This window comes from Lacticaseibacillus kribbianus (genome assembly GCF_020180945.1).
GTDB classification, from domain to species: Bacteria; Bacillota; Bacilli; order Lactobacillales; family Lactobacillaceae; genus Lacticaseibacillus; species Lacticaseibacillus kribbianus.
Genome location: NZ_JAIPUL010000001.1, coordinates 1,225,085 through 1,237,257, shown reverse-complemented (window position 1 = coordinate 1,237,257; position 12,173 = coordinate 1,225,085). Strand labels below are relative to the sequence as shown.

Below are 12,173 nucleotides of genomic sequence, written 5' to 3'. Positions count from 1 at the left end.
TCCGACTTAGGTCCCTGTTTGATATTCGGCCAATATGTTACCATGAAAGCATATGAAAGTACAGGAGGGGACAGTGCGATGACAGTTCATCTATACCTTGTGAGACACGGCGAAACCGCAATGAATAAGGCGCAGCGGCTTCAGGGCTTCACCGACGCGCCGCTGACGGCCAAGGGGTTGGGGCAGGCCGACCGGCTCGGTGAGCTGCTCGCGCCGATCCGCTTTGACGCGGCCTTCAGCTCGGATCGCCAACGCGCCGTGACCACGGCCAACCGTATTCTGGCCGCGCACCCCAATCCGCCGCGCCTGGAGCAGCTGACCGGCCTGCGCGAGTACTACTTCGGCGGGCTCGAGGGCGTCTCCAACTGGGGCCTGATCACGGCCTCGCTGCGCCGCTACGGTGCGGCGACCATGGCCCGAGTCTGGACCGGCGGGCAAAAATTCCCGCAGCTGATTCGCAATTTCCAGCGCATGGACTCGACCGGCCAGGCCGAGAGCCTGCCGGCACTGTGCGACCGGGTGACCACCACGGTACGCGGGTTGGTCGCCGACATTGCGGACGGCGCCAACGTGCTGATCGTCGCGCACGGCGTGGTGCTCAGCGCCCTGGTCTACCAGCTCGCGCCCGCGAAGCTGCCGACCACGCTGCTGAAAAACACCAGCGTGACCCGCGTCGATGTGACCGGCGACGACTGGCAGGTGCTGGGGGTCAACCTGACCGCCCGGCGCAGCCTGCTCGCGCTATCCGACCAGACGCCCGAGCCAACAGACTAAACGTGAAAGGGTGCCGGCAAGCTGCCGGTACCCTTTTTGACGCGGTCAAGTCGTTGGGCTCCGCGGGGCAACGGCAACGCGTCCAGCTAAGGTAACGCATCGGGCAAAGTGCGGCCCAACGCGTTACCTTACGCTAGCCGGTTGCCTAAGTGCGCCCAGCTCCGCCCTGGGTTCTAAATTGTGAAAAAACTGTGAATCCGCCTCGAGACGCTTGCCTGATTCTTTCATCGGTGTATAATGACATCTTGTCACATGACAGTGTGTCGCCGCGTGGCGGCGCCGTCATTCGCCTGTCGAACGCCTTTTGCGCGGCAGGCGCACACACATGGAAAGGAGTGCCTCATGCCAAAGCCAACATTCTTTCGGCTTGCGGACGAGAAGCGGATGCGCCTGATCAAGGCCGCGTACGCGGAATTCGCCCGCGCGCCGTTCGCCGACGCCAGCATCTCGAACATCATTAAGGACGCCGGGATTCCGCGCGGCAGCTTTTATCAATACTTCGACGACAAGGCCGACGTCTTCTTCTACCTGCTCGAGCGCATGCGCCAAAACACCGAGCAGATGATGCGCCAGACGGTGATTGACCAGCACGGCGACTTCTTCGCCGCGATGGCCGAGATGTTCGACCGCCTGATCGACACCATCGTCCAGGGGCCGCACGCCGATTTTTACGCCAACGTCTTCATGTACATGGACTTCCACTCGGTGTCCAAGCTGTCGCCGGGGCCGAAGAAGCCGCCGCACGGCCAGCTGACCCAGTTTCTGGTCGAAAACATCGACCGCACGCCGCTGCGCGTGGACTCGGACGATGACCTGCGGATGCTGATTCGGCAGGTGATGGGGTTGTTCATGCAGACCATCGGCCATTATTACAACCACCGGGCGGCGGGGGAGGTCCTGCCGATCGGCGAGGTCAAGTCCCGGCTGGCCCAGCTGCTGAACTGGATTCAGTACGGGGTGGTCGCACCTAAGGAGGCAACGAATGTTTAAGTTAGCAAAGGGTCGCGCTTCGGCGTGGGCCATCCTCGGCGCGGTCTTGTTCATGATCGTGCAGGTGGTCGCAAGCCTGTACCTGCCGAACCTGACCGCCGACATCGTCAACAAAGGCGTCGCGCTCGGCGACACCGACTACATCTGGCACGCCGGCTTCAAGATGATCGGCTGCGCGGTGATCTCCGTTGTCGCCAGTGTCTGCAACGTTTTTCTGGCCGCCAAGGTGTCCCAGAAGCTCGGGCAGCGCATCCGCTCGGACATCTACCGCAAGGTGATTAACTTCTCCCACGACGAGATGGATCAGGTCGGCACCAGCTCCCTGATCACCCGCACCACCAACGACGTCACGCAGATTCAAAACGTGTGGGTGATGATCCTGCGCATGATGATCATGGCGCCAATCATGCTGGTCGGGGCAAGTTTTCTGGCCTACCAGAAGAACCACACGCTGACGATGATCTTCCTGATCGTCATCCCGATTATGATGGTGTTCATCGGCATCATGATGGTCTTCGCCGTGCCGCTGTTCCGCAAGATGCAGGAGAAAACGGATAAGATCAACCTGGTCTTCCGCGAGGGTCTGACCGGCGTCCGCGTCATCCGGGCCTTCCGCCAGGACGACTTCGAGCAGGAACGCTTCGACGACGCCAACAAGGACTATACCGACAACGCCGTCAAGGTCTTCTCGATCATGGCGCTGGCGATGCCGGTGATGACCCTGATCATGTCGGGGACCAACATCGGCATCGACTGGTGGGGCGGTCACCTGATCGCGCAGCAGGCGCTTGAAACCGGGAACCTGATCGCGTTCATCACCTACGCGATGCAGATTCTGATGAGCTTCATGATGCTGTCGATGATTCTGATGTTCATCCCGCGTGCGCAGGCCTCCGCGACCCGCATCAACGAGGTGCTGAACCTCACCACCACCATCAAGACGCCGGCCAACCCGACGCCGCTTGATCAACAGCACGCAAGCCTGACCTTCGACCACGTGGACTTCCGTTACCACGGCGCCGAGGACCCGGCCCTGACCGGCATCGACTTTGACATGCACGCCGGCCAGACGCTGGCCATCATCGGCGGCACCGGTTCCGGTAAGTCGACCTTGGTCAACCTGATTCCGCGCTTTTACGACGTGGAGGCCGGGGCGGTCAAAGTTGACGGCGTGAACGTGCGCGACCTTGACCTCAAGGCGCTGCACGACGCGGTCGCCTTCGTGCCGCAAAAGGCCAACCTGTTCACCGGCACCGTGCGCGACAACATGAAGTACGGCAACGAGGACGCGACGGACGACGAGATCTGGCACGCGCTTGAGATCGCCCAGGCCAAGGACTTTATCGAAGAGAACCCGGAAGGCCTGGACTACCACGTCGAGCAGGGCGGCGGCAACTTCTCCGGCGGCCAAAAGCAGCGGCTGGCAATTGCCCGTGCGCTGGTCAAGGACGCCAGCGTCTACGTGTTCGACGACTCGTTCTCGGCGCTTGACTTCAAGACCGACGCGATGCTGCGCCAGGCGCTGAAGGACGACGAGAAGATTTCCAACCGCGTCGTTGTCATCGTCGGCCAGCGCGTCTCCACTGTCGCCGACGCGGACACCATCGTGGTGCTCGAGGACGGCAAGATGGTCGGGCGCGGCAGCCACGCCGAGCTGAAGGCTTCCAACGTCACGTATCAGGAGATCATCAAGTCACAGATTCGGGAAGGGGATGAGGACTAATGGCAGAAACGAAACGGCCACAGCAGCGCATGGGTGGCGGCCACGGCCCGGGTCCGCGCATGGGCCTAGTCGAAAAGCCGAAGAATTTCTGGGGCACGACCATGCGGCTTTTGGGCTACATGAAGTCCCGCCTCGTCGGCATCGGGGTGGTGCTGCTTCTTGCCATCGCCGCGACGATTTTCCAGATTCGCACCCCGAAAGTGCTGGGTCAGGTCACCACCGAGATCTTCAAGGGTTACATGAAGGGTGTCGCCCAGCAGAAGGCCGGCATCCAGATGGCCGAGTTCCCAATCGATTTTGACAAGATCAAGGGCATCATCATCACCGTCATCTTCATGTACCTGGCGTCTGCGGTGTTCTCCTTCCTGCAGCAGTTCATCATGACCCGCATCTCCCAGCGCACCGTCTACGACCTGCGCAAGGAACTCAAGCACAAGATGAAAACCGTGCCGATCAACTACTACGACACCCACTCCAACGGGGACGTGATGTCACGCGCGGTCAACGACATGGATAACATCGCCTCGACCCTGCAGCAGAGCCTGACGCAGATCGTCACCAGCACCGTCACGTTCATCGGGACGCTGTGGATGATGATCTCGATCTCGGGCAAGATGACCCTGATCGCCCTGATCACCATCCCGCTGTCTTTGGTGGTGGTCGGCATCGTCGCGCCGAAGTCGCAGAAGTTCTTCGCCGGTCAGCAAAAGGCCCTCGGGCTCTTGAACGACCAGGTCGAGGAGAACTACGCCGGCCAGGTGATCGTCAAGTCCTTCAACCGTGAAGAGACGGTCATGCAGAACTTTGAGGTGGAAAACCAGAAGTTCTACGACGCGGCCTGGAAGGCGCAGTTCGTCTCCGGCATCATCATGCCGCTGATGACCTTCATCAACAACATCGGCTACGTCTTCGTCGCCATTTTCGGCGGCCTGGCCGTGTCCAACGGCACGGTCAGCCTGGGGGATGTGCAGGCGTTCCTGCAGTACACCCAGCAGTTCTCCCAGCCGATCTCGCAGCTGGCCAACCTCGCCAACACCATTCAAAGCACCATCGCCTCGGCGGAGCGTGTCTTTGAGGTGCTGGACGAACCCGACATGACGGACGAGCCGTCCGGCATGCCGGCCGTGCCAGACGACCACAACAAGCTGACCATGGACCACGTCAAGTTCGGCTACGACGGCGCGGACCTGCTGATGACCGACTACAACCTCGACGTCAAGGAGGGGCAGATGGTCGCCATCGTCGGCCCGACCGGCGCCGGGAAAACGACCGTGATCAACATGCTGGAGCGCTTTTACGACGTCAAGGGCGGCGCGATTCGCCTGGACGGCGTCGACACGCGCGACATGAGCCGTGAGGACCTGCGCAGCCACTTTGCGATGGTGCTCCAGGACACCTGGCTGTTCACCGGCACCATCTGGGACAACCTGAAGTACGGGCGCGAGGACGCCACCGACGACCAGATCCTGGCCGCCGCCAAGGCCGCGCACGTGGACAACTTCGTCCGCCAGCTGCCTAAGGGCTACGACACCGTCCTGAACGAGGAAGCCTCAAACATCTCCCAAGGCCAGCGTCAGCTTTTGACAATCGCCCGGGCCTTCGTCGCCGATCCCGAAATTCTGATTCTGGACGAGGCGACCAGCTCCGTCGACACCCGCACCGAGGTCCACATCCAGCACGCGATGAGTCGCCTGCTGAAGGACCGCACCAGCTTCGTCGTCGCGCACCGTCTGAGCACCATCCGCGACGCGGACAACATCATCGTGATGAACCACGGGTCGATTGTCGAAACCGGCAACCACGACCAGCTGATGGCCAAGAACGGCTTTTACGCCGATCTTTACAACAGCCAGTTCTCCGGCAACGTGGCGATCTAATCATTTTCAAGCGACAAGGGCGTGCTGCGGCACGTCCTTGTTTTTGTGCCCAGGGCGAAAGCCGACGCACTTAGCGGGTCGAGTAGCCTAGCAACGGTACTTGGGGCGCACTATGCCCCCGAGTGCCAAAGCGTCGCTAGTCGGGTCCGCGCCTCGGGTCCTGGGGTGGCGCGCCGCCTTGTGGTAGACTGGGCATGCACGGCCAGCCGTGCGAGGAGGCAGACATGAATACAGAAGAAATTGTGGCGGCGATGGGCATTTCGCCGCAGGATTCGATTCAACCGGCCCAGACGCGCTACCGTCAGCGGCTGGTCGCCCACTGGGGCATCCGGCCCGGGGCCCGCGTGCTTGAGGTCGGCTGCGGTCAGGGCGACATGACGGCGGCCCTGGCCGCGGCGGTCGGGCCGAGCGGGCACGTCGAGGCCTACGACATTGCCAGCCCTGATTACGGCGCGCCGGTGACCATCGGGGAGGCGCAGGCCAAGTTGGCGGCCGGGCCGCTTGGCGCCCGCATCAGCTGCCACCTCGGCTGCGACGTCACCCGGGCCGCGCTTGCTCCGCGCAGCTTCGACGTGCTGGTGATTGCGCACGCCAGCTGGTACTTCCCAAGCCTTGCCGCCTTCACCGTGCTGCTGGAGGCGGTGGTCCCGGCGGTCAACGCGGTCGCCATCGCCGACTGGTCGCTGGTGGTGGCCGATGTCGCCCAGGTCGCGCACCTGCAGGCGGCCCTGATTCAGGCCGCCATCGCCAACACCCTGCCGGCCGGGGCGGCCAACATCCGCACACTGATCACGCCGGAGGAGCTGACTGCGCCGCTTGCGGCGCTCGGGTTTGCCCCGACCACCGCGACGGTTGCGACCACGGGCATGCAGGATGGACAGTGGGAGGTCGCCGGCACACCGGACCTGGTGGCGCAGGCGGCGCTGCCTGCGGCCGCGGCCGCCCGCATTCGGGCGCTGTTGCCGCCGCTGGCCGCCCAGGCGGCCGCGCACGGCACGGCGCCGCTTGACGCCTTTGCCATCACCGCGCCGCTGCGAGCAGATTAATCGCTTTTTGCCGCCGCCGGTTTTATCCTTAGGGATGGGGGAACCGGACTCGAGGTGGTGGCGATGCAACGTTTTGTCTTGGACCGGCGCACGCGCCTAGGCTTCGTCGGCGTGCGCGTGCAGAACATGGCGCAGATGGTGGCGTGGTACCAGGACACGCTGGGGCTGACGCTGCTCAAAAAGGACGCGCACCAGGCGCTGCTCGGCAACGGTCGGCGGCACGTGCTGGCGATGATCGAAGGCGGCGGCCGGCTGCTCAAGACGCCGCCGGCCGGGCTGTCGGGCTTCGGCCTGAACCTGCCGACCCGCAACGCCCTGATGGCCGTCGCCGCGCGGCTTGCGGCGCACGGGGTGGCGCTGTCTTGGTGGGAGACGGGCTTTGCGCTGGGGGTCAGCTTCGTGGACCCGGAGCACAACCTGGTCCGTTTGGCCTTTGACCCGGGGCTGAGCGGGGCAATCTCGCGCACCTACGACTTCGCCGATGGGACCACGGTGGCTATCCCGGCGCCGAGCCTGCCGCGCGGCGTCCACTTTGCGAGGCCGGAGCGTGTCGAGCTGGCGCAGCTGGTGGTGCGCACGCGGCTGGTGGCCGAGACGGCAACGTACCTCGGGGACATCCTGGGGATGGTTCCGCAGCAGCAGGCCGAGGACCACGCCTTTTTGACCGTCGGGGATGCCGCAGCACATTTTTCCGTCGTCGTGGAGGCGGCGCCCAAGGCCCGCGCGCGGCGCGAGGTCCACGCCGGCGGCCGCTACGTTAACCTGGTGCTGCCCAACGCGGCAGCCCTGGTGGCGCTTGAGGCCAACGTGCGCGGCCACCAGTGGCCGGTGCGCCGCGTTGATTCGGCCCAGTACCTGATGGTGACCGGGCCCAACCGGCTGACCATGTGGTTTTCGGTCGGGCCGTAGAGAGGAAGAGATTGAATGGATACACTGCGCCTGCTGAGGGAAAAAATGGCGGGGGTCGCGCCGGGCCTGTCGGCGGCCTACCTGCACGCCGGCCGGGCCGACCTGCAGGTGCTGGGGAACGCGCAAACGGCGCCGCACCCGGCGCCGCTGCACGCCGGCGCCTTGTACGATCTGGCGTCGTTGACCAAGGTGATCGGCACCACCACGCTGTTCCTGCAGGCGCTGGATGCCGGCAAGGTGGCGCTTGACCAGCCGATTGCGACGCTTGTGCCCGAGTTCACCGGCACCACGACCTTCCGCCAGGCGCTGACCCACACGTCGGGGCTTGAGGGCTACATTCCCCACCGCGACGACCTAGCGGCACCGGCGCTGCGCCAGGCGCTTTTGACCCAGCTTTCGGTGACGCCCGAGGTCGATCAAGTGGTGGTGTACCGCGACGTCAACCTGCTGCTGGTCGGTTGGGCGCTAGAGCGGCTGGATCTCGCGCCGATTCAGACCCTGATCACGCACCGGGTGCTGCGGCCGCTGGACCTGCCTCAGGCGACCTTCACGCCGCACCCCGAGCGCTGCGTGCCAACCAGCTACAGCCCGGAGTTCGGGCTGCGGCAGGGGCGGGTGCACGACCCCAAAAGCGCGGTGCTCGGCTGCCACAGCGGGGCCGCCGGGCTGTTTGCGAGCCTCGAGGACCTGATGCGCTTTTCCGAGTTCGCGTTCGGCACGCGGCAAAGCCCGGCGTGGCCGGCGAGCTTCGCGCGCTTGGCCGAGGACTACACGGTCAACGGCCTGGGCCGCAGCCTCGGCTGGGACCTGCGAACTGACGCGGCCGGGCGCACCTGGCTGTACCACACCGGCTTCACCGGAACGTTTTGGCTGCTGGCGCCCGCGCTGCGTCAGTCGGTGATCGTGCTGACCAACCGAGTGCACCCGCGGCCCAACCTGGCGTTTCTCGACCGCCGCGACGAATTCGTGGCCGCGTTCCTGAAAGCGCAACATTGAGCCGGGCGGTATGTTAGAATGTAAGCGGATGAAAAGTCTAAATCTCGCGTCACCTTCAAGGAGGAAGTATTTTGACTGAACCTATTTTTCTCGAACCTGTCTTTCACCACAAGATCTGGGGCGGCCGCAAGCTGGCCACCGACTTCGGCTACGACATTCCAGATGGCCAGATCGGCGAACTGTGGGCCATCTCGGCGCACCCGAACGGCCCGGACGTGATCGCCAACGGCCCGCTTGCCGGCACCACGCTCGACGTCGCGTGGCGGGATCACCAAGAGTACTTCGGCCACCAAAAGGGCAAGGTTTTTCCTCTGCTGACCAAGATTCTGGACGCCAACGACAGCCTGTCCGTTCAGGTGCACCCGGATGACGCCTACGCGGCCGCGCACGAGCGCGAAGGCGAGCTCGGCAAGACCGAGTGCTGGTACGTGATCTCCGCCGAACCCGGCTCCTACCTGATCTACGGCCACCACGCCAAGACGCGCGAGGAGCTCGCCGACATGATCCACAAGGGCGACTGGGAGCACCTGCTGCGCAAGGTGTCGGTCAAGACCGGCGACTTCGTGTACGTGCCGAGTGGGACGATCCACGCCCTGAACAAGGGCATCATGGTGCTTGAGACCCAGCAGAGCTCGGACACGACCTACCGCCTGTACGACTACGACCGCACCGACGCTGCAGGCAACAAGCGCGAGCTGCACCTGCAGCAGAGCATCGACACGACCACCGTGCCGAGCGTTGACCCGAAGCTCAACATCACGACCCAAAAGGTGGACGATGCGACCATCACGACCTTCGTCACCGCGCCAATCTCCAAGTTCTTCTCCGTGTACAAGATCGACCTCGACGGCAAGCTGACCCAGCACGCAACGGCACCTTACACGCTGTTCTCCGTCCTAGAAGGGTCCGGGACCCTGACGGCCGATGGGCAGACCTACCCAATCGAAAAGGGTCGCCACTTCATCATCCCGAACCAGATCAAGGACTGGACACTCGACGGCAAGATGATGATCATCACCTCCACGCCAGGCGCCGAGGAAGCGTAGAACGGTTCGATTAGACAGTAAAACGCCCGGCTCACAATTTTGTGGGTCTACACTTTCTGGTGTTGGAGAATTCCAACGCCGAGAGTGTAGACCTTTTTTCAATAACAGCGCAAAATAAAAGGGCACCATCTAGCACCCGTTCTTCGCTCCAAGCGACCAAACCTAAAACAAAGCGAGGTATTAGTGATGTCCAACCTTGATTCTACGCTCTCTGTCCTGGGATTGCCATACGAGAACATTCATGTAACCGCAGTTTACGACGGCTACCGAGGCCGGGGCAAGCGGCGCCTTCAGTACCACGTCATTGCGTGTGATCTCACTTACCACCGCGATACTTGTCCTCACTGTGGTGAAGACGCGTTGCGACCTAACGGTCATAAGGCGACACACATCCGCATTCAATCACTCAGTCAACTTCCAACGCTTCTTGAGCTTTCCAAACAGCGCTGGCTCTGCTCGGCCTGCCATCGTACCTGTTCCGCAGAGACACCGCTTGTGGCCTACAATGACACGATTGCCCACTCAATCAAGCAAACAGTCCTACAGCTTGCCAGGCAGTCCCTCCCCGAAGCAGTGATTGCCAAAAATACGGGTATCTCTGCAGCGACAGTTCGACGAGAACTCAAGTCCCATCTCCACCATCGCAGTCGCCCGGAGTTGCCGACCAACCTATGTTTTGACGAGTTTCGATCAACTCAGAATATGATGTCCTTCATCTGTATTGATGGCGATACCCATCGATTGGTGAAGCTTCTTGGCGACCGTCTGAATAAGACTATCAAGGACTTCTTTCTTGCCAACTACTCCACGGCAGAACGCGCCGCCGTTCAGACCATCACAATGGACATGAACGCCTCCTACCAAGCTTTTATCCACCAAGTTTTCCCCAATGCCCAGCTCATCATCGATCGCTTCCATATCGTTCAGTTGCTCGGTCACGCGGTGGACACTGTGCGCGTCGCAACGCTTAAGCAGCTCGACGACAAAACGAGCCGAGTCTACCGTATTCTTAAACATCAGTGGCGGCTCTTCCACAAGGCCGCACCGGACGCGATACACACCAAATACATGCGTGGGCTGAACGAGCATATCACGGAACAGGGCGCCCTAGATGTGGCGTTCACCGCCAACCCTCGGTTGGCCACAGTATGCGAAACCTACCAAGCGCTTCACGATGCCTTGATGGGCCACAATCCGCGGCGGTTGTGGCAGTTACTTGAACACTACGAGTCAACCGGAACCGAAATGGACACCGCAATCCGCACGCTCAAATCGAACCAGGCTGGAATTCTGGCGGCAGCGGACAGTTGGCGTTCCAACGGTCCACTTGAAGGGATTAATCGCAAGATCAAAGCGCTCAAGCGATCGTGCTATGGATTCAGAGACCAAGCTCACTTCTTCGAGCGGATCTACCAGATTATCGCATAAATAACAAAAGAGCCCCTCCAAAGAGGAACTCCCAGAAAATATCAAATTATTCTTCAACACCAGTTGACGCAGAGCCAATTTTGTGAACCGGGCGTTTGCTTTGGCACAAGGCATCAATTGTTCAGGTGTGCGACCGCCTGCTCGATGGTTCGACCGGTGGCAGTGTGTTTCTGGTCACTGAGGTCGATCGCGATGAAGAGTTGGTTGGACGTGTCTAATTGAATCTTGTATTTCATGTATATTACCTCCATTCGTATAAGTACATGAATGGCCTTTTGACAATGTGACTAGTCTACTTGTATTTAATAAGTTAGTCAAGTGCAATGGCTGAAATAAGTGAAACATCAGACCTGAGACCGAGCCGCACCGCGAGGCATATTGTTGGACACGGCGCCCCCAAATGACTATAATTAGGTTGTAGACAATCTTGTCACGGAAGGGGAAATGATGATGACAGAAACGTTCACCAAGGAAACACTGGCCAAGTACAACGGGGTGGATGACCCCAAGAAGTACGTCGCAATCGACGGCGTGGTGTACGACCTCACCAACGTGCCGGCGTGGGCGGGCGAGAACCACCACGGCAACCACGCCGGGCAGGACCTGAGCGACGTGATTGTGCACGCACCGCACGGCAAGTCCGTCCTGGCCAAGCTGCCGGTGGTCGGTAAGTACGTCGGCTAACCAGTGTTGCAGCCTGCAGGATCGGTGGTATACTGAAGGTCCTTGGCAGGGGCAAGGCGGCGCGATCATGGCGCCGCCTGTTTTTGTACCAGGGCGAAGAAGCGCGCACTTAGCGTGACGGGTTGCCTAGGCAGGGCGCTTGGGCCGCACTTTGGCCCGAGAGACCTGGCGTAGCAAGCCGTTCCCGCGTAGCGCTTCGTAGCCCGACGACAATCCAGGGCGCAGCGGGGCGCACTTAGCCGGTTGGCTTAGCTAGACGAACCGGCGTTGCCCCGCGTAGCTCGACGATCCCACGGCGCAGAAGCGCGCACTTAGCGTGACGGGTAGCCTAGACGAGACGGTTGGGCCACCGGCCGGCGCATAAACAGCAAACGGGACCCACCGGTCGGTGGGTCCCGTTTCTTAGCGCTTGTAGCTCAGTGCTCGCGCAGGAAGTAGCTCAGTGTTCGCGCAGGAAGTAGCGCAGCGCGTTGAGTGCGACGGCCAGCGCCAGCATCCAGGCGGCGAGGCCGACGGTCAAGGCACCGGTGCCGAAGAACTTGGCGGACGCGCCCGCGACGACTAGGATGCACAGCGCGGCGACGATGTAGCGCCACGGCGCGTGCAGCTTGGCTGTGGTCATCACCGTCAGGCCGCCTGACAATATAAATAAGAGAAGAACAATCAGGGTTGTCATGGGTTCGCCTCGTTTTTGGGATTC

Annotated in this window: 12 protein-coding genes; 10 read left to right on the top strand and 2 right to left on the bottom strand. The window is 61.7% G+C overall.

Annotated features, from left to right (window positions below; genetic code table 11):
* Positions 1 to 78 precede the first annotated feature (78 nt).
* The 9 genes from LE416_RS05960 to LE416_RS05920 all read left to right on the top strand — a co-directional run bounded on the left by LE416_RS05960 (position 79) and on the right by LE416_RS05920 (position 10,789).
* Positions 79 to 774, top strand: coding sequence for a histidine phosphatase family protein (locus LE416_RS05960; RefSeq protein WP_225047552.1), 696 nt, complete (start codon positions 79 to 81; stop codon positions 772 to 774).
* 342 nt (positions 775 to 1,116) lie between these two features.
* Positions 1,117 to 1,764, top strand: a complete 648-nt coding sequence (locus LE416_RS05955; RefSeq protein WP_225047551.1) for a TetR/AcrR family transcriptional regulator — start codon at positions 1,117 to 1,119, stop codon at positions 1,762 to 1,764.
* The gene (locus tag LE416_RS05950; RefSeq protein WP_225047550.1) at positions 1,757 to 3,487 is read left to right on the top strand and encodes an ABC transporter ATP-binding protein; all 1,731 of its coding nucleotides are present in this window, start codon (positions 1,757 to 1,759) and stop codon (positions 3,485 to 3,487) included. Before LE416_RS05955 ends, LE416_RS05950 begins: the two co-directional genes overlap by 8 nt.
* On the top strand, positions 3,487 to 5,364 hold the full coding sequence (locus tag LE416_RS05945) for an ABC transporter ATP-binding protein (protein ID WP_225047549.1): 1,878 nt from the start codon (positions 3,487 to 3,489) through the stop codon (positions 5,362 to 5,364). Before LE416_RS05950 ends, LE416_RS05945 begins: the two co-directional genes overlap by 1 nt.
* 224 nt (positions 5,365 to 5,588) lie before the next feature.
* Positions 5,589 to 6,410, top strand: a complete 822-nt coding sequence (locus LE416_RS05940; RefSeq protein WP_225047548.1) for a methyltransferase domain-containing protein — start codon at positions 5,589 to 5,591, stop codon at positions 6,408 to 6,410.
* 63 nt (positions 6,411 to 6,473) lie between these two features.
* Positions 6,474 to 7,319: a VOC family protein gene (locus tag LE416_RS05935; protein ID WP_225047547.1), complete on the top strand. Its 846-nt coding sequence runs from the start codon at positions 6,474 to 6,476 to the stop codon at positions 7,317 to 7,319.
* 15 nt (positions 7,320 to 7,334) lie between these two features.
* Positions 7,335 to 8,315, top strand: a complete 981-nt coding sequence (locus LE416_RS05930) for a serine hydrolase domain-containing protein (RefSeq protein WP_225047546.1) — start codon at positions 7,335 to 7,337, stop codon at positions 8,313 to 8,315.
* A 71-nt stretch (positions 8,316 to 8,386) separates the two neighbouring features.
* Positions 8,387 to 9,361 (top strand): mannose-6-phosphate isomerase, class I, encoded by a 975-nt coding sequence (gene manA, locus LE416_RS05925; protein ID WP_225047545.1) that lies wholly within the window; start codon positions 8,387 to 8,389, stop codon positions 9,359 to 9,361.
* 186 nt (positions 9,362 to 9,547) lie between these two features.
* Positions 9,548 to 10,789, top strand: coding sequence for an ISL3 family transposase (locus LE416_RS05920; protein WP_225046665.1), 1,242 nt, complete (start codon positions 9,548 to 9,550; stop codon positions 10,787 to 10,789).
* Between the two features lie 113 nt (positions 10,790 to 10,902).
* Here the strand turns inward: LE416_RS05920 and LE416_RS13135 are convergent, their stop codons facing one another.
* Complete coding sequence (locus LE416_RS13135) at positions 10,903 to 11,025, bottom strand: hypothetical protein (protein WP_257793753.1); 123 nt, start codon at positions 11,023 to 11,025, stop codon at positions 10,903 to 10,905.
* A 211-nt stretch (positions 11,026 to 11,236) separates the two neighbouring features.
* Here LE416_RS13135 and LE416_RS05915 point away from each other — a divergent pair, with 211 nt between their 5' ends.
* Positions 11,237 to 11,473, top strand: coding sequence for a cytochrome b5 domain-containing protein (locus LE416_RS05915; RefSeq protein WP_225047845.1), 237 nt, complete (start codon positions 11,237 to 11,239; stop codon positions 11,471 to 11,473).
* A 439-nt stretch (positions 11,474 to 11,912) separates the two neighbouring features.
* On the opposite strand, the gene LE416_RS05910 is transcribed toward LE416_RS05915, so the two are convergent.
* A complete protein-coding gene (locus LE416_RS05910) occupies positions 11,913 to 12,149 on the bottom strand; it encodes a hypothetical protein (RefSeq protein ID WP_225047544.1) in 237 nt (78 codons plus the stop codon).
* Positions 12,150 to 12,173 lie beyond the last annotated feature (24 nt).